Raw genomic sequence first — 19,965 nt, 5'->3', positions numbered from 1 at the left:
AGGCTCCGAAGAGGAGCCTTTAATAAAATTGATTTCTTACTAACGATTATTTTTTAAATAATCTTCTAACACAGGTCAATCCTGATAGTAAAAGCATTGCAAAGAACCCAAATGAACCGTGATCAGGTTTTTCTTGCTCTGTCTTTAATATTGTCGCTTGTGCTTCAGTTTTCACCGTACTCCAAACAATTTTTTCGTTATCATCATTTAGAATATAATCACCATTGTAATCTCTAAGATAGTTAGAAACAGTGAGCTCGAAAGTAATAACCGTTTCTATATTATATTCTGGAACAATAAACGTTTTACTCGATGAACTACCTTCTACATCGTTTAAGGTAAGTGGACCACCTTTAGTTTTCCATGAAAACTCTAGATCGCCACCTTCGCTATCGACAGAGCGTAAAGCATCAATTTTGATTTCTTGACCAGCTTCCCAAATAAGATCTTCAGCTTCTACTATTTCAGTCGTTTCAACTTGAGGATTATCTGTATCAGCCCCCGTAGTCGTCATTGAATATAATTCGATACTAGGATGAATAACCGCTGGAGCGTTAATAACTGAAAGTGAGTATATTTCCGACTTCGACGTATCGCCATAATCTATCGTTAACATCACCTCTATAAATGCTTCTTCAGTCAAGTCAGTTGGCGCATTAAACATAGTCATCGCACTATTAGTCGAAGAAAACGCTACCGGTACACCAGAAACTTGAGTCCAAGTATAAGTTGCATCGCTCGTGCTTGGTAAGCTTGAGCTTGCATCCATTACTACTTCAGCACCTTCAAATACCTTTTTTGCTCCAGTCGAAGTGGTAATTTTGATTACTTCTCTACTATCTTTAGGGAAACCATCAATAGTATCTAAAATGCCATCATTATCATCATCATTATCGATAGTCACATCGGCACTATCTTGACACGCTTGATCACAAGTTTTCACATAGTCATCCGGCAGGCCATCACCATCAGTATCGGCTGCAATTGCAGGATTATTAGGGAAGCCATCGTTAATATCAATAACGCCATCATTATCCGTATCAGTACCTAAAGATAGCTCTTGTAACGAAACGTTGTCCATCCAAAGTCTAGCGTCTTCCGTTCCTTTCAAATTAACCGATGCGTCACCGATTGTGTGAACAAACAGAATAAACTCTTGGCTTACATCAATATCCGTTGGAGCGACAAGACTTCCAGCTAGTGTAACCCACTTATAACCTGAAGCAGCAGAATCACCTAATGTCATTCTTGTTTTTTCTAAGTTGCCATTTTCGTCAGCTACAGCGGTTGTCTTCACATATTCATAAGAAAGCTGTACCGTTCCTGATGCTGCTGCATCAATACTGTAGTTATAACTCGCTCCAGGCACAATACCTTCTACTTGAGCATATAAACCTTCAGCATGACTCTGACGCTTATCGTTCATATGGGCAACAACACCTATTCTGCCTTCAGGCGGTCGGACGTCGAAACCACCTTCAGCTTGAGTACGAGTATGATTAATATAGCGTGACCAACCTTTACCCGTTTGACCAAACATTGCAATTTTATTGCCGTCTTCATCTACACGGTTAGTAAATATTGCATTATCACCTTTAAAGCTATAGTTACCTATACCCCAGCCTTCTGTTTCAAATCCAGTAACACTTTCCATGTCACCTTCCGGGAAGTATTCCAACGGATACTCGATAACAGGGAACGTTCTCTTAACCGTTGCATTAATAGAGTACGTCTCAGATGAAGCAACTATCATATTATCTTCATCATCTAACAAATAAGTTCCATCGTAATCTGTTAAGTAGTTAGATACCGTAACTTCAATTGTAATTGGTGTATCAGCTTTAACTAAAGGCACATAAAAGCTAGGATTTACCGCAGTATCGTCCGATAACTCAACTGGAACGCCGGTAACTTTCCACTTATAAGAAAGCATGCCATCTTCGCTATCCATTGAGCTTGAAGCGTCAAGTTGAATTTTTTCACCGTAAGCCAGCATAGCATTTAACATACCTGACAGTGTGGCGTTAGCGGTAATTTGTGCAGGAGCATTAGCAACCGTTATCGGGAAAGTTTCAGTAGCACTATCACTAGCAGAAGTTACGGTTAATGAAATAATCACGTCTTCTTGTGCAGCGAGATCGCTTGGTGCAGTATAAGTTGCCGTTTCACCACCATCTTCAGCTAAGTTCCCTAAACCGGTAATAGACCATACATAAGTTGCTAACTCACTATTTGGAATCGATGAACTCGCGTCAATTACAAACTCTTCGCCTTCAACTAGGGCAACTGAATCAGCAGCAAAGCCTATCAAAACATCTTTACCACCATCTAATGGGTGACCATCATTAACATCATCAATGCCATCACCATCATCATCATCATCGATATCTAAGTTACTTGCTTCCTGACATGCTATGTCACAGTCTTCGTTATATTCGTCTGGCATCTTATCGCCATCTGTATCTAAACTTGCTGCGGCATCATCTGGGAACGCATCTTCATCATCAGGCACACCATCGCCATCCGAATCGACAGGTCCAGCTGAAGCTGGAGGACCCATTAATGAATAATTATCTGTCCAAAGTAATGAACGATCAGTTGAGCTAATGTCGCCTTCAGCAGGAAAAGCTGCACTCGGTGCTGTATAAATAAACACCATAAAGTCTTTAGATGTATCAATATCTTCTGGCGCAACAAAACTGTCAGTTACCGTAACCCAAGCTCGATCTGATTCGACAATATTCGTTAACTCTACACGCGTTCTCGTTTCCGCATCTATTTTAGTATAAGAATAACCCCAACGAATACTACCGCTAGTCGCACCGTCACCTGCTAAATGATAAGTCATGCCAGGTTGAATACCTTCAACTATACGAGCAATACCAGCGGCATCGTTATTACGATTGTGGTTTAAGAATGCGACAACCTCACTATCATTACCTGCAGGTATAGCTTCTGAGCCTGCTGCAGCACTTTGAGTTCGCTCTTTGTTGATGAAACGACCCCAACCACTTTTGAAACCGCCAGTATCTACAGTGTAAGCAGGACTTGTTCCGTCAGCGAGTTTAGGACCATTACCCCAGGCGCTGTTACCGCTGACAAAACCAGTAACATCTTCTAAATCACCATCTGCAAAATATTCTACTGGCTCAGCTATTGCAGTTAATTCAAAATCATCAACCCATAACTGTGAGCGTTCGGTCTCAAGTACATCGGTAGATGGGAAAGCTGTGCTAGGTTGGGTATGGATAAATACTCGAAACGGCTGAGCTAAATCCGCATCTTCTGGCACTGTCATCGTATCTTCAATTGTTACCCAAGCGAGATCTGATTCTACAACATTAGTTAAATCGACTACTGTTCTTGCTGCATTGCCCCACTCATCTTGTTCAGCACCAACTTTGGCATACTCGATTGCCCATTGTAATGAACCACGAGTTGAACCTTTACCAGAGAGAGCATAAGTCTTACCAGCCTCAAGACCTTCAACGGCGCGATAGATACCGCCATTATCATTCGTGCGTTTATGATTACAATAAGCAACGTTGGTATCATTACCTGTCGGTGAATGTCTAAACCAATCAGCATCCTTACCTGAGATCGTATCATTAATAAAGCGACACCAACCGGTTCCAATTTGCCCCCATGCTTGGGTAGTCCCATCAGACAGCATCGGCCCAACATTAAACGCTAAGTTTGCATTTTCAAATACAAGTTCTTCTAACGTACCTTCAGGAATTAAATTTTCAGCAAGTGTTGGAGTACTTGCAAGAACCAATGTGGCTGCAATCGCTGAGGCTATTTTGTTTTTCGAATATTTGCTCATAATGTTTCTCTACGTATCGTTTGTTATTTCAACAAATGCTGATTATTGAATAATTTTTGTTCGTTTATTTTTATAATATTTATCGTTCAAAATGGATATACACAATTCAATTAAGCCTATCCTTTACACTAATTTACACAAATAAAATTATTTGTAAATAAAAATATAACATATTTATCATATTTATTTATGTTGAATTAATTCTTCTCTTTATGGTTTTGTTTTTTTGTTTTTGTTTTTCTTAGACTTTTGCTGCTTTAACCATATTTTTTTATATTCAAGAAGTGTCACAAATGCCGTTGGCTTCATCTCTTTTAACCATTCTTGATAACCTGCATTCAACTCTTTATAAGTGTCATTGTCACTTCCAAGACTTTCAGTTTCACCTACATCGTTGGCAACATCATATAAAAACTTTTTATTCTTTAAATTAATCATTTTATTGTGATTGGCTATTACCGCTTGCCCATCTTTACGAAGATGACGCCAATACAATGCATCATGTGGTAGGCCATCATTTTCACCGGTCAAATACGGCGTTAAGTCAACACCATCAAGAGGCTTGTTTTTTGATGTATCAACATCTGCCTGGCCGACAATTGTCGCCAAGATATCAAGAGAGCTAACAGCATTAGTGTATACCTGTCCTTGTGGAATTTTTTCTGGCCAACGCATAGCAAAAGGTACCCTTACACCACCTTCAAATAGCGAACCTTTACCTTCTCGCAACTCGCCATTATCCGATGCATTTTTCGTTTCTGGGCCACCATTATCTGATAAAAAGAATACGATTGTATTGTCATCAATCCCTTGTTTTTCAAGCGTTTTAAGGATTTCGCCAACGCCATCATCAACTGCACTTACCATAGCCGCATAGGTTTGACGCTTTTTGTCTTTAATATGCTTGTAACGATTTAAGTATTTTTCCGTCGCTTGCAATGGCGCATGAGGGGCGTTGTATGAAACAAATAAGAAGAATGGGTTGTCTTTTTCACGCTCAATAAACTTCACTGCTTCGTTTGACAGTTCATCGGTTAAATACTCTGTTGTTTCAATGCGCTCTTGATTACGCATTAATTTAGTGTAATACCAACCACTCCATTTAGTTACTTCACTAAAATCTGTGATCGTTAACTCTTCCGGGAAGTATCGATGTCCACCTTCTACAAAGCCAAAAAAGTAATCAAATCCTCGATTATTCGGATGATAATCAGCATGACCGCCCATATGCCACTTACCTAAAATACCACTGGTGTAACCTGCAGGTTTTAACACTTCTGCGATAGTTTTTTCACTACTCGGTAAACCAACATCTGCGTCCGGTGCAGGAGAAGGATTAGAGGTAAACCCAAATCGACCTTGGTAGCGCCCGGTTAACAATCCAGCTCTACTAGGGCCACACACTGGAAACGTAACATAACCATTGGTAAAGATTGTTCCTTCATTGGCAATAACATCGATAAAAGGCGTTTTAATGTCGGTACTGCCATTAAAGCCTACATCCTTATAACCCTGATCGTCTGTAAGAATGACGATCAAATTAGGTTTATTTTTAGAGTTTTGCCCGGCATTAGTTTCACTGGCTTGCACTTGCACAACACCATTAAACATAATAATAGAAATAATTGTTGTTATTGTTTTATAAAAATTCATACTTACCCAATTTAATACTATAAATATTACAAAATAAATGTAATATAGATTAGCAATTAAATACAGTAAATTTTTATCTGAAAACCAAATTAAGCCAAAATGGTGTTTAGGCGAGGCAAATATAATGCTGATGTTATTAAAACGAACAATAGTGAGCGGATTTTTTTTAATCTTGGTGATAAGTTGCGGCAGTGGCGGTAGCAGTGACGAAAAACAAACCGACCCTATACCGGTAGAGACAGTAGGTGATGGCAGTACAGATTCAGACACTACTGATGAAACGCCAGCCAATGATGATACTAAAGGCTCGGGTGGAGACGAGAAAGATGAAGAAGATACAACAACTTCGCCGCCTGAAGATGTAATGCCAATTGGTCAAAAAATATCCATTAATGCTCAGGTTAAACAACATATTATTAGCCCGATGATCCAGGGGCAAGGACTCATTTATTCACTTGAAGCCGATCATATCTATGCTGATGGTGCAATGGCCGAGCTGTACAAAGAAATAGGCACTGGTTTTTTAAGATATCCAGGTGGCACAGTTACAACTATGTATCATTGGGATGACTTAAATGGTCACGGTTGGGTCGATAGTTGGAATGGTTCATATAACCGAGAAGATGACGCGTCAGCTGAAAACTATATGGACTTAGATGAGTACATGGCACTTTGTCGTGCGGCAAATTGTGAGCCTATGCTCGGCATAAACATGAGCTCAGGCCGAAACTTTGATCGCCAGGAAGATGGTTTGAATGAAGCGATTGAAATGCTTAAATACTGTAAAGAGAGGGATTTCGATTTAACCTATATTTATCTTGATAACGAAAACCATCATAAAAAGTGGTCACCGACCGAATATGCCAATCAGATTAACTATTATGTGCCCGAAATCAAAAAATATGCGCCTAATGCTAAGCTTATCGCCAATTGGACTGACAAATTTCAAACCAATAGAAACTCGTTCACTACTTTATTAAACATAGCCGGTGATAATTTTGACTATATTGATGTCCATTATTATTGGAAGTGGGGGGAAGCCTCTTGGGATTTATGGAAAGCTACTACGCCGATGTTAAATCGCACTGACTGGTATACAAACGGTAAATCCTTTACCGAAGAAATTGGCTACTTTAATAATTTGATGGTTGAGCTTGGCCGAGAAAATATCAAGTTAGCGGTAATGGAGTGGAATATTGGTCCTGGCCCACATGCAGAAGATGTTGAACATACACCATTTAAAAGCGCGTTAATGCAATCAGAGATGCAAATGCAATTTATGTTAGCGGGACTCGAAATTGGTGCCATGTGGTCTACACAATGGCCAGACAGTGACAATTCATTCAGATTCTTAGTGGATTCAGGTGACAACTATAAGCCAACACCAAGTGCTAAAGTATTCGAATTGTATAAAAATGCTTTGAATGGTCAGCTAGTAGAAAGCGTATCAGAAAATTCTAAAATTCTAAGTGCTGCGGTTATCAAAGAAAACTCTATTTTTATCTATTTACTTAATAAAAGTGACGAAACAGAAGATATTTATATCGACTTACAAGGATATGATATAGACGACGCTAATCTTGCTGTTAGCTTTAAAGCCCCCGGAGTAATTGAAGATGTTGTCATTATTGATAATTCTGGTCATTTTCAAGCATCTATTTTGGCCGATTCGTTAACAATGATTGAATTAAAAATAAAATAGTACTAAATAATGTTGAGCTTGATTAACTAAATGAAATCATTACTGACGTTAATATTTCTATGCTTTAGCGCAGCTTTGTCCGCTCAAGAGCAAGTAGCGCTGTGGCAAGAACGTTCAATTCCAAATTTTATTAGTACTCAAGCGAAAGAGGTAATTCTAAAAAGGGACACATTATTCATCGCCGATGTGCAAACTCCGACCATAGCAGCCTTCTTGCCAGAAAAAAGCAAAAGCAATGGTATGGCGGTACTGATACTGCCAGGTGGTGGATACAAAGGTGTTGCTTATGATTTAGAAGGGACAGAGTATGCGAAGTGGTTTAACAGTCAAGGCTTTGCCGCATTCGTTTTAAAGTATCGAATGCCACAAGCTAAATCTGCACAGGTTTCATACAAAGCACCAATTCAAGATGCACAACGTGCAATAAAATATATTCGTTACAACGCTAGGCGTTTTAACATTGATAAAGATAAAATCGGCGTGATAGGTTCGTCAGCCGGAGGCCATCTAGCATCAACGTTGGCGACTCACCGTCGTACCGAATATTATCAAGCACAAGATGAGATCGATACGATGTCAAGTAACGTAAACTTTGCGATGTTAATTTATCCTGTTATTTCAATGAAAAAAGGCATTACCCATAACGGTTCACGTCGAAATTTATTAGGGAAAACACCGAGCAAAGATTTGATCATACAGTTTTCCAATGAACTACATGTCACTAAAGATTCACCCGCTACGTTTATTGTACACTCTACAAGTGATACCGCAGTATCAGTTAAAAACTCAAAATTATTTTATGAGGCGCTGCTAACCCATAATGTCAACGTTACTATGCATTTGTTTGCTATCGGAAATCATGGTTATGGTTTAGGAACAAATATTGATTATGCGCCCAATTGGCGTCACTTAGCCGAGCAATGGTTGGAAACCTTATATCATTAGCTTGCTAACGATATAAGGTTAGGAGTTAAAAGTTGGAGATATAGTTACTACTCCACTTCACTGATAGTGACGTTACCTCCACTGGTCCATTTTTTCAGCTCAGCCTTCCAAGGTGCGACGTCCCAATTTAATTCATCACCTAGATCGATTGCTGTCCGAATATATTCAACCGACTTAGACAGCTGTCTTGGTTCCATTTTGAGGTGCGCAATTGCTTGCAAATAGTTGTATTCTGGATTGTCATTTTGTTGTTCTTCAATTTGTGACAAATAATCAATTGCACCATTAACATCGATTAATTGTTCGTCGGTAGCCAATAGCTTTACCCCTATCGCTGTTTGTGTCGCAGCTATATGCCCCTTGCTCGCCGCTTCTTCTAGCCAAAATAATGCTTTGTGTTCATCTTTTGTTATCCAAGGTGAGTCTAAAAGAATTCGACCCAAACGATATTTAGCCTGACGATGCCCTTGTTTTGCCGCTCGATAAAGCCACTGTACGGCATCGCTTATCTCTTTTTGTTCTCGATACAACTTTAAACCATACTCATATTGAGCTTTCATAAAGCCTTGCTCAGCCGAAGCTCTAAGTAGTTTATCAACATCGCCTTTTTGTTGCTTTAGCCAAGGAAAAATCATCAAAGTCATCGCTTGGGTATATTTATCTTTTGGTTTTTCACTTTGATTTAATTCTCTAATTTGGCGATTTAATTTTACGTAAAAATAATTATTTTCATTTTTCATCCGCAACTTGTTATAAGCCGCTAAACCTAAAAATGTTCTATTAATGAACTGTGTCTCGTCATCTTCGACAGTTGGCTTAGGCAAGGTATTCATCGACAGGCTGTGTAATGCACTTCGTACGTCACCGCTTGTTTGTATAGGAATAATATTTCTTATTGAACCATCAGCAGCCACATCATAATCAGCAATTAAAAAGTATTGTTCAAACGGGATCATATTCTCGTCACCTAATGAATCAAAACTAGAAAAATCTTCTTGGTCAATATCAGGAGCAGCACTATTACCTGAAAACGATGAACTGCCATATTCATAATCAGTAATAATGTCTACCTCGGACAAATCTGGCTGACCATCAAATAATACTTTTTTCGACAAACTATTTATTATGATCTCGGGTTTGTTTTGACGATAAGTGCCTTGTTTAGCATAAGACAGTTGATATGATTTTATCTGTGTCAGTACTTTCTCTCTGTCTTCATTAGAGAGCCCAGCCAGTAGCTTACTTACAAGGTCTTTAGAGTTATCATAATTATGCTCAGCAGCCATTGAAAACCAAACAAGGGCTTTAAATTCGTCAGCCTTAGTCCCCAAACCTTTGTAATACATAGTACCCAGTTGATAATAGGCTTTTGCATTGACTTCTTCCGCGACCGACAAATATTCATTTAGCGCCAAGTCATATTGTTGCTCGACATAATATTTATCAGCCAGCACCACATCTCCGGCATAGCTCACAGCGCTAATTAAAAAGCTTAAAGCGATGGCTGAAGTTAACGTCCTGTTTTTTAAGTTAATCATTGCTTGGTCCTTCATTATTATGATTTAGAGATATATAACCAACGCTCATACATCCATGTATCAATCTTAAAAGTGGCACTGTTTCTGCTTGGCTTTTCCATCTTAAACTGTTTCGGAACGGGGAATAGTTCACCGGTAATTTCATGAAGGAAAGCAGCAATATTTAATAATTCCACTTTCACTAATGGATCGGTTTCAGTGGCAATCACATTACTTAAAGAAGCTACTGGTGACATTACTTTCTGTAATGTTAAAAACTCAATAGCGCGTGCTTTTACTAGCGAGTTGGTAGAGTTTTTAAGTGCTTTTTCGACGTTAGCAGTTAAATGTTTTGCCTGTTTGGCGAATGAACTTAAAGTAATGAGCGCCCATTGCTGTTGATCTGTAGTGCCGGTTGTTAAATAGTTTAATAATTTCTGTTCCACTTGAGCAAAAGACCTCAATTGCATATCCGCTATTTCAATTAATGTCGCTATTCTCGTTTTCTGATTGGTTCGATACTCATAAGCTTTGCCTTTGCTTTCATCAAGCCACATTGACTCAGGAATAAAGCCTAAATCCGGCATGTTGCTAACGGTATGTTGCAGCCGAGTTCTTAGCTCTAATAATTTTTGCTGATGTTTGTCATCGTTTACCAAGTTATTAGTTTCATAAGGGTCGTTGGCGATATCGTATAAGGACTCGACGCCCGATGGTTCAAAAAATGCTCCTTGAACCGCTGAAAGTTCACCATCTTTATGCATCTGCTGCCATTCTTTGAATGCTAACTGACGGTAGCGATAATAGGCATATAAGCTGTCACTGTAATACGGTTGATAATGGCGAATGTACTTGTAGTTTCCGACGCGAATACTGCGCACTAAGTCTGACTTTTCATCAAACCTATCGGCGTGAGAAAAGGTAAAGTTACGCTTATTTAAGTCACTAAGAGTTAAATCACTTTGCAAGAAAGCTTGCCCGTCCATTTCTTTTTCTGGCGCTAATCCAGCAAGAGTTAACATCGTTGGCGCAAAGTCGACAAAACTGACAAAACCATCAACTCGTGTTGGCTTTTCACGCAAACCTTCACCAACTAAATGTTTAAAGTTCTCTGGCACTCTAACCACAAGAGGTACATTTAAACCACGTTCAAATAAATAGCCTTTACTACCCGGTAATACTCCGCCATGATCGCCAAAATAGAATATAAAAGTGTTTTCCAGCTCACCATCTTCTTCTAATTTTTTCAGTACATTACCAATTTGGTTATCGACGGTTTTATGGTTGTCTAAGGTTTTCGCCATGGTATATCTAAAGGTTGGTGTGTCAGGATAAATAGGGGCGAGTGTTACTTTGCTTGGATCATGTTTGGTTTTTACTTTCTCCATCGCACCGGCTTTAAAGTGCAGTTTTCCTTCATGAGTAACCATAAATGTTTGAACATGGAAAAACGGTTGATTGGCTTTTTTATTACGCCAAGTTGCCTTTTTAGAAGACTCATCCCACAACTCGCCATTTTCGATAAAGTTATAATCTGTTTTAGAATTATTACTGGTGTAATAGCCCGCTGACTTTAATTGCTCATTAAAGCTTTTAAACCCTTGCGGCAAACTGACCGTTTCGTAACCGCGATGCTGATACGTACCTAACTTCACGCCGTAGATCCCAGTTGCTAAGGTAGTACGCGCAGTTGAACACACCGGCGCATTAGAGAATGCATTATTGAAAGTTAAACCTTGTGATGCCAAACGTTCGATGTTCGGCATTTTTGCCCCATTTTCATTATAAAGCTTTAAGTAATGCTTAGAATTATCTTCACTTATTAACCATAAAATATTTGGTTTATCAGGCGTTTTGCTTTGTGCAATTGTTGCGCTCAGAGATAAAACAGTAGCGAGTAATAATTTAAGTTTCATTTAGTTACCTTGGAGATAAAGTTTATATTTAGCATTAATAAACGAGGCGCAATCTTATAAGTATTTCAATTGAGTGCGTTCAATCTAATTGTTATTGCATTCTAGAGTACGTTTTATACTCTAGAATGTAAATAAGTATGAATTATATTATAAATTAATTTACACTAAGCTGACAAAACTACTTATGTGCTTGTGCTTGTGCTTGTGCTTGTGCTTGTGCTTGTGCTTGTGCTTGTAAAATAAAACCAAATTGCATCGGTTTATCGGCTGGCACAAAGTACTTTTTCATCGTATGGCCACCCCAGCTATTATCACCACCAACACCGTGAATTTTTAAGTCTAAATTCACGTTAATGTAGTTTCTTTCCGGCAATTCGTAATAATGTTTACGTCTTACTCTGTCGCTTGCTGAGTTTTTCACTGGCGAGCTGTTAAACGAGTATAAATCTGACTCATCATATGGCCACGCTCTAAAATGTAAAGGTTGTTTGCCTCGCACTGACAGTACAACATCTTCATTGGCAAAGCTTAAATTCCTCACATCACCACGATTGGTACTGTCCGTTGCTGATATATAAGGTACTTGAAACTGGGTTAACGATTTTTGATAGTTGCCAATGTTAGCGGCCGTTTGTCTATCAGGGTAGTTTTCAAACGGGCCTCTGCCGTACCAGTTAATTTGCGCTAGCGATGAATCTAAACCTAACTTCACACCAAACTTAGGCATATGTGGGTATTGCGTGCGCTCTGGATCAGGGGTGTATTTTGCATCAACTTCAACCTTGCCTTCGCCATTAATACGATAGACTAATTGATACAATGCATGGTTCGCTACTAGTCTAGCGGTTACTTTTACCGACACTAAATTGTCAGCTAACTTGCTCACCTTAACATCGCTCACTTGACGATAAGCACCAGCATGTACCCAGGGCACCATGCGCTCGGTAAACTTGCTACGGGATTGGTTGTTATTCACTGGTTTCCAAAAATATGGCGTCAGTGGCTGTTTTAACAATTCTTTGCCGTCAAATTGATAACTAATTAATTCGCCGCTTACTTTATCAATTGATAACTGTGCTTGCTCAGCCGATATATTAATGTTGTATGGCGTTTCATTTAGACTAACTTTTTCACCCGCCGCCTGCACTTGTTTTGGATAGGTAAAAGGCGCAATAGTAAATTGCTGTTGTGCAACATCAAAGCCTTTGTCAGACCAAATAGCATCCGCTTTTGTTAACGCTAAAAATTCAAGAAACAGTTCATTGTTATTGGCTTTACCGTTAAATGGAATGTCGACTAAGGTTGATTTCCACGGTGCTAGGTCGAGGTCTAATTCACCTTTCGCTAAAACCTTGTCTTTACCATCGGATTTATCTTTTATCTGCCAAATGATTTGGTATTGATTCAAATTGGTAAAGTCATAACGGTTAGTTATTTTGATCTGCAGCGGATTGTCAGTTTGTTCAAACCAAACATTTTGTTGAACTTTCTTGGCTTCATAATAGCTTGGGTATAACTTTCTGTCCGGCGATACAATGCCATTAAGCAAAAACTCAGCGTCGGTCGGCGTATCACCAAAATCGCCACCATAGGCCCAAACCTCCCGTTGATGATTAAGCGATAGATTACTTGGATCATTTGAATAGCTTACAACGGCAGTATTTTTTACTCTTGCTAGACCTTGATCCACCCAATCCCAAATAGCGCCGCCAACGTAGTTTTTATTGGCGTATATTTTGTCCCAATGCTCTTGGAAATTACCTAATGAATTGCCCATTGCATGGGCGTATTCGCGCTGAATAAATGGCTTATCAACTTGTTTTGATTTTTTAAGGAATTCGTTGACGTTATTGACTGTGCGATAGCTTCGCTCAACAAAGTCAGATGCATTTAAATCAGTATCCGATAAGATAGGACGTGAATCATCAATCGCTAAAACGGCTTCACGCATCGCGATAAAGTTACGCCCTGCTCCGCCTTCATTACCCAATGACCAAATTGCAATTGCTGAATAGTTTTTGTTGGTATGCACCATTGATGCAGCGCGATCAACGTGAGCGATTGTCCAGTTAGGATTGTCACCTAAGATTTTGTTACGAGTTTTGTAACCATGACTTTCTTGGTTGGCATCATCTAGAATGTAAATTCCGTATTCATTGGCAAGTTGATACCAGCGATGATCATTTGGGTAATGGCTGGTGCGAACTAAATTGAAGTTACCTTGCTTGATTAACTTCATGTCTAGCACCATGGTTTCTAGATCAATATAACGGCCTGTTCTTGGATGGTGCTCATGGCGATTTACGCCCTTAATCTTAATTGCTTTACCGTTAACCCAAAATTGATTGTCTGCAATTTTAGTTTCTTTAAAACCGAATGACCAAGGTATGTATTCAAGTGCAGTGCCTTGGCTATCCACAACGGCTAACATCAATGAATAAAGCGTTGGCGATTCACTGCTCCAGAGATCAACGTTTGCTACATCGAAGCTTATTTTGCCAAGCATTTTGTTATTTGATTTTTTTACACTCGCTGATTGTTGCTCCATTAACTTTCCCTGTGGAGAAATCAGACTTAAGTGTAATTGATGGCCTTCAATTACTGCATTTTTTAGTCGGCTATCCAGTTCAAAATCAACTTCTAATGTCGCATCTTGGTAATCATTTTTAAGCAAGGTAGCTATTTTGTAATCTTGTAAAAATACCTTCGGTCTTGCAATTAAATTAACGTCTCTGAAAATACCGCTAAAACGCCACATATCTTGACCTTCAAGATAGCTGCCATCTGACCAACGATATACTTCGACAGCTAGCTCATTTTCGCCAGCAATTAAGTAATCTGTAATATTAAATTCCGCCGGCGTCATGCTGCCCTGGCTGTAGCCAACTTTTTTGCCGTTTATCCATAAATAGAACGCTGATTTAACCCCTTGAAATTCAATAAAAACGTGCTCTGACTCTAAGGTTTTATCAACAACAAATTTATGCTTGTAGCTACCGACAGGGTTACGATCATAGAAATTGGTGTAATCACTTGGCGGCTCGGTCATGACCTTGGGCTGATCTTTATTAAATGGATAAGGATGATTGGTGTATATCGGACGGCCAAAACCCTGTGTCTGCCAATTACCCGGCACATCGATGCTTACCCACTGACTGACGTCATAATCTGGCTTGTAAAAGTCAATCGGACGCTCATCTGGGTGACCAACCCAATTAAACTTCCACTTGCCGTTTAATGATTGGATACGAGTCGATGACATTTGCTTTTTAGCATTATTCATATCGGCATACGGACGTATAAAAGCATGACCTTGCTCTTTATTAATACCGATTACTTGCGGGTTTTCCCAATCTGGAGTGGGCGTTTCGTTGGCTCTGATCGTCCCTGTGCTAAACAACGCAGTAACACATAAAATACTGCCGATATTCTTAATAATGCTTATGTTCACTTTTTCAGTTCCTACAAATTTAATTTTTATTTTATTCTTTTAAAACAGGCTTTAATCAGTCGTTAAGCAGGCTCTAAACAGAGCACTAAAACTTCACTGTGTGCTGGCCGCCATCGAGGTACAGATATTGCTCTCCCGATAACCCAAGACTATGGCGATCGACTTTCAGCTGCACATTTTCGGGAATATTAATGCTTACCTGTTTCGCTGATTGATGCGCCTGCCATTGAATTTCAAGCTGGCCATACGGTGTAGCAAATACACCTTCGATATCATCAACACTGTGTTGATGACGCTGCAATAACAAGGTTTTCATGCCAGGTTCTATTGGCTTGATGCCCAATAAAAATTCAGCAAATAATGCCGGAGCAAATGCGCTTTCTGTTTGAGCATCGGAGCGAGTTCGACCATTATCGATAAATACTCCGGTACGGCCAGAGCCATGCAACCACCACTCTTCCCAAAGTGTGCCGTTGTGCTCACTCGCTAACATTTTGTCAAAGCGTTTGCGCAGCAATGTTAAAGACTGATCAACAAAACCATAGTTAGCTATACCTTTGTGTAAAAAGTAACTCATAGCAGGTGTAACCATAGTCATACCGTTAGCGCGCAATATGTAATTATCTGGGGTTTCATCGAGCAAAGTTTCAATCACTCGATGTGCTTGTTTAGTAGAAGCAATATTCAGCGCCAATGCCATAGCATTGCCATGTTCACTGTACTCTGTCGATTGTTTACCATCGATTAGCGCGTCAACAAATAGACCTTTATCGTTATTCCAATACTTACTTTGTATTGCACTGCGCATTTTCTTTGCTTGCGCCCAATACGATTCAGCACCATCAATATTCAACCAAGCCAATATTTGAGCATAGTCTTCAATAGCACCTAAATAATGACCGTTAAGGTTTAAATTGGCACCTCGTCTATCGTTTTTAGCATGATCTAGCCAATAGGCGTAAGGCGGATTATCAATCAGTCCATCTTCATTGCTATAAGACTTTAACAATGCCAGCATCTTACTCGCTGCAGGTAGTAACTGTTTTACCGTTTGTTCGTCTCCAGAATAAAGATAATAGTTTTTAAGGCTTCGGACCCATAAACTATTTGAATCTAAGATCACCATAAAGTCGTCGGTTTGCAGTGGACCATAAGCCGGCATAAGGCCGTTGCCTAACTGCTCTTGCGCGGTCTGGATTAAATAACGGCGCTGCAAAGTATGATTGGCAAAAGTGTAATAATTGCCTAAACCGGCATAAAAACCTGTTTGCGCATATTGCCGACGTTCGCGGTAGTTATCGGTATATGCATCCGTTGTTGCGACTTTTAGCGTGTTTTTACTCGCATTTACGTATTGCTCTACCCAAGCAGACGAGGCGCTTTTCATGGTTCCTTGATCTTCAAAGGGAAAACTTATTTGGTGTAAACCAACACGCTTAATCTGCATTGTATTACTCGGCTCAACCACAAGTCCTAAATAGCGAGTAGGTTTGAAGTATTGCGCCTGCCAAGTATCTTCACTGCCCGACAGTATCACTCTATCGATTAAGTTGGCATCGACCTTATGGTAGGTAAATTGATTATCGATCATATACGGAATCGAGATAACTTCGACTTTATCTCCGGCTGTCCCGGTGATAGTAAATTCCGGCATACCATTTCTAACTTCTCCTAAGTCAAATACCAGCAGCAGCGGTTTATTAGAAACCTCTAACTGAAACGGAAATTTAGAAAACTTATCTGTTTGAATTGGTTGTTCGAGCGCAACTTTAGGTATCGCTTTAATTTTTTTAGGGAATTTAATGTCATTGGTAAAGTAATCATCAATATATTGCGCAGCGATAAGTTTTGTTGCGACGACGCTTTGCTCTTGCAGATATTCAATATCTCGAGCGACTAAATTCGTCCACGGAGAGGTTAACGCATGAGCTCGATCATTTTTTTGGGGCGCTGGCCAGCCATTGTTTCTTTTAAGCTCGACCGCGTTTGACCAATTGTCATCGTCAAACTCATTCTGCTGCCAGTTTTTATAAGCGGATGACAAGTCGACAAAGTCATTCACCTCTTGATGAAAACGGCTCATTTTAGGGCTGTTTTTATGCCAGCTTGGATCATCACTGACCTTCCAAGTTGAATCCGTTTTTACAATAACAGAATCATTTAGTTTAAGTTCAGCTAACAACCCTGGTCTAGTTGCTTGGCCATAACTCTTAAGCATTTTCTGGGCATGAACTTGTACGGCAATGACATTTTTACCAGGTTGTATTAGTGATGAAACATTGAGCATATCAAAAGATTGATGATGCGGTGCATTGCGCGCAGGACCTCTATTCACATAGGTGCCATTGACATACAATTTATACATACTAGATGCAGTTATTTTTAATATCGAGTCTGTATTTAACTCCTCAACAGTAAAAGATTTTCTAAACAATGCGAGTTGAGTATCTTTGCTTTGTGCGTGCCAAATCCATGCTGCCTGCCAATGTTCGCCAGTTGATTGTGTATTCCACAAGCCAATTACACCGTCATTTAGCGGTGTCTCTTGTGCAACAACAGCGTTAGCGTTTAATACACAAAGCAAAATTAAAAGCTGAAACATTGATTTCTTTATTGTCATTCTTCTACTACCAATTACATCTTTTCGATGATACATCCTATTTATCATATATATATTGCATAAAAATTACACCTTGTATACAGTGTATACAAGCTATTAACAAAACTTCGTGAAATAAAATGCAACAAACCACATTAAGACAGCAAGCATATGAGCGCATGCGGGATATGTTTTTATCCGGTTCAATAACTGCTGGATCGCCATTATCTGAAAACACTTTAGCAAAAAAATTAGGCATGAGTCGTACACCTATTAGAGAAGCCATCAGACAAATGGAGATGGAAGGCTTAGTAGATTATGCACCAAGATTTGGTGCCGTGTTGCATACCCCAAGCTGCCAAGAGTTAACTCAGATGTATGGTGTAAGGGAAGCTCTAGAAAGCTACGCAGCGGTAGAAGCTGCGCAATCGATCACACCGAAAACATTACGCCAACTTGAGCTACTTTGGCTCTCTATGCAAGACATTACTGAAGAGTTTGAATTATCGGAAAACCCAATCATAGAAGGCGATAGCTTAGACACGTTTTTAAACGCAGACATCGAATTTCACCAATTGATTGTTGCTGCAGCTGAAAATGAGTATCTAAGCAAAATGGTTAACGAAACCCGGTTATTGGTTCGAGTCTTTACATCAACTCATTGGTGTTATGACTTATACAAACTCGAGCAAGCAAATCAATTTCATCGTCGATTACTCGACGCGTTAATAAATAGAGATAGTGAAGCAGCAAGATTAGCAACAATAGAAGCAATGCAAGTAGCAAAAGCTAATGCCTTAGAAGCATTAACTGCAAGCATAAAATAAAAAACAAATAGGAACGCTTATGTACACGCACTTAGTTTTATGGAAATTAAAAGATAATGCTGACGGACAAAATAAGCAGCAATTAGCGGCAACGGTAAAAGCAAAGCTAGATGCTTTACCTGCAATTATCAAAGAAGCTCGCCAATACGATGTTGGTATCAATATTGGTAATTACGGGGCTCAATTTTTTGATGTTGGCTTAATTTCAACATTCGACAACGAAGCAGACTTTAAAGCTTACTGTGTTTACCCAGAACACGATGAAGTCGTTGCTTATATACAGTCAGTCACTGTCGATGAGCAAATCGTCGACTTTTAATTTATTACGTACAGCGAATATAAACGCACAAAAATAATTATAAAAAACAAACAAAAGCTAATTAAAGCGAATAATAAAAACAGGATTAAATTATGTTAGAAATAATGTTTCCACTTTTACTGGTATTGCTTGCCAGTGTTTTTCAAGGCACTTTCGGCCTTGGTATGAAATACACTAAGCCGCTTGCATGGGAAGCATGGTGGTTAGTTCATGTAACGATCGCCATGGTGATTTTCCCAGGAATTTGGGCGCTGATTGTGGTGCCAGATTTATTTACGGTTATCGCTAATGCACCAGCAAGTGCAATCCAAGAAGGTGCTTTATATGGTTTCTTATGGGGCATTGGCGGCATTATGTTTGGCGTTTGTGTGCCGTATATTGGCGTAGCGCTAACCATGGGTATTGTTATGGGATTGGCGGCATTAATGGGCTCTCTGATCCCGCTGATGTTACTCGATAATATGGCTGCTAACCCCGCAATTCCGTTTATTATTACTGGCATGGTGATCATGCTTGTCGCCGTTGGCATTGTTGCTAAAGCAGGCATAAGTCGCGACAAAGTTTTAGCGGAATCTGGTGCTGAAATTGCTGGCATTAAAACTGGTTCAGCGTTTAAGAAAGGCCTAATGATCGCAATTGCTTGCGGCATTTTATCTTCACTTTTAAATGTTGGATTTTCAGCAACAGAAGCCATTGGTAGCGCCGCTGAAGAAGCAGGTGCGATCACTCGTAATACGGCTTTAGCTCGTTGGGTAGTGGTACTTATTGGCGCCTATGCGATGAATGCAGGCTTTGCTGTTTTCTTATTATTTAAAAATAAAACATGGAACTCTTTTGCAGTTGCAGAATCTGCTAAAGCCTATAAATGGGCCGTTATTGCTGGTTTATTATGGTTTGCAGCACTAGGTGTTTATGGTCAAGGCGCTGCGCTTATGGGAGATATTGGTCCGGTTATAGGATGGCCAATGCTGTTAGGTTTAGCACTTATTATTTCCACTGTTATTGGTATTTATACCGGTGAATGGAAAGGTGCTCCCGGCCCATTCAAAACAATGGCAACCGGGGTGGCAATTTTAATTTGTGCAATATGCTTATTAGGTTATTCAAATTCAATTGAACAACCACAAGCGACTGTTGCCGATGCCGATGCGCATTCTCAATTAGACATTTTCAAAGTAAATACGAGTTACCTTAATCGTTAGGCGCTAAC

11 protein-coding genes are annotated in these 19,965 nt (G+C 39.5%); 5 read left to right on the top strand and 6 right to left on the bottom strand.

Going from position 1 to position 19,965, the window contains the following annotated elements; genetic code table 11:
- Positions 1 to 46: 46 nt before the first annotated feature.
- A complete protein-coding gene (locus LT090_RS01795; protein WP_068546839.1) occupies positions 47 to 3,826 on the bottom strand; it encodes a hypothetical protein in 3,780 nt (1,259 codons plus the stop codon).
- Positions 3,827 to 4,036: 210 nt separating this feature from the next.
- Entirely contained in the window at positions 4,037 to 5,479 is a 1,443-nt protein-coding gene (locus tag LT090_RS01790) for a sulfatase-like hydrolase/transferase (RefSeq protein ID WP_068546840.1), read from the bottom strand.
- Positions 5,480 to 5,603: 124 nt separating this feature from the next.
- Here LT090_RS01790 and LT090_RS01785 point away from each other — a divergent pair, with 124 nt between their 5' ends.
- Together LT090_RS01785 and LT090_RS01780 are read left to right on the top strand one after the other, a co-directional pair.
- Complete coding sequence (locus tag LT090_RS01785) at positions 5,604 to 7,181, top strand: hypothetical protein (protein ID WP_068546841.1); 1,578 nt, start codon at positions 5,604 to 5,606, stop codon at positions 7,179 to 7,181.
- A 30-nt stretch (positions 7,182 to 7,211) separates the two neighbouring features.
- Positions 7,212 to 8,126 (top strand): alpha/beta hydrolase, encoded by a 915-nt coding sequence (locus LT090_RS01780; RefSeq protein ID WP_068546842.1) that lies wholly within the window; start codon positions 7,212 to 7,214, stop codon positions 8,124 to 8,126.
- Positions 8,127 to 8,173: 47 nt separating this feature from the next.
- Here LT090_RS01780 and LT090_RS01775 read toward each other — a convergent pair whose 3' ends face one another.
- The 4 genes from LT090_RS01775 to LT090_RS01760 all read right to left on the bottom strand — a co-directional run bounded on the left by LT090_RS01775 (position 8,174) and on the right by LT090_RS01760 (position 17,612).
- Positions 8,174 to 9,664 carry an SEL1-like repeat protein gene (locus tag LT090_RS01775; RefSeq protein ID WP_070795873.1) on the bottom strand — a complete coding sequence of 497 codons (1,491 nt, stop codon included), beginning with the start codon at positions 9,662 to 9,664 and terminating at the stop codon, positions 8,174 to 8,176.
- A 17-nt stretch (positions 9,665 to 9,681) separates the two neighbouring features.
- Entirely contained in the window at positions 9,682 to 11,559 is a 1,878-nt protein-coding gene (locus tag LT090_RS01770) for a sulfatase family protein (protein WP_068546844.1), read from the bottom strand.
- A gap of 178 nt (positions 11,560 to 11,737) precedes the next feature.
- Positions 11,738 to 15,010 carry a glycoside hydrolase family 2 TIM barrel-domain containing protein gene (locus LT090_RS01765; RefSeq protein WP_082897196.1) on the bottom strand — a complete coding sequence of 1,091 codons (3,273 nt, stop codon included), beginning with the start codon at positions 15,008 to 15,010 and terminating at the stop codon, positions 11,738 to 11,740.
- 85 nt (positions 15,011 to 15,095) lie between these two features.
- Positions 15,096 to 17,612: an alpha-L-rhamnosidase-related protein gene (locus LT090_RS01760; protein ID WP_068546845.1), complete on the bottom strand. Its 2,517-nt coding sequence runs from the start codon at positions 17,610 to 17,612 to the stop codon at positions 15,096 to 15,098.
- A gap of 137 nt (positions 17,613 to 17,749) precedes the next feature.
- Between LT090_RS01760 and LT090_RS01755 the strand changes: the two genes are divergently transcribed.
- The 3 genes from LT090_RS01755 (at position 17,750) to LT090_RS01745 (ending at position 19,957) form a co-directional block, all read left to right on the top strand.
- Positions 17,750 to 18,436: a GntR family transcriptional regulator gene (locus LT090_RS01755; RefSeq protein WP_068546846.1), complete on the top strand. Its 687-nt coding sequence runs from the start codon at positions 17,750 to 17,752 to the stop codon at positions 18,434 to 18,436.
- A 19-nt stretch (positions 18,437 to 18,455) separates the two neighbouring features.
- Complete coding sequence (locus LT090_RS01750; RefSeq protein WP_068546847.1) at positions 18,456 to 18,755, top strand: Dabb family protein; 300 nt, start codon at positions 18,456 to 18,458, stop codon at positions 18,753 to 18,755.
- A gap of 92 nt (positions 18,756 to 18,847) precedes the next feature.
- Complete coding sequence (locus tag LT090_RS01745; protein ID WP_068546848.1) at positions 18,848 to 19,957, top strand: L-rhamnose/proton symporter RhaT; 1,110 nt, start codon at positions 18,848 to 18,850, stop codon at positions 19,955 to 19,957.
- Positions 19,958 to 19,965: the final 8 nt, after the last annotated feature.

Source organism: Thalassotalea crassostreae, assembly GCF_001831495.1.
Classification (GTDB): domain Bacteria; phylum Pseudomonadota; class Gammaproteobacteria; order Enterobacterales; family Alteromonadaceae; genus Thalassotalea_A; species Thalassotalea_A crassostreae.
The sequence above is the reverse complement of the archived record's forward strand: the minus strand, read 5'-3'. Positions and strand labels throughout refer to the sequence as shown.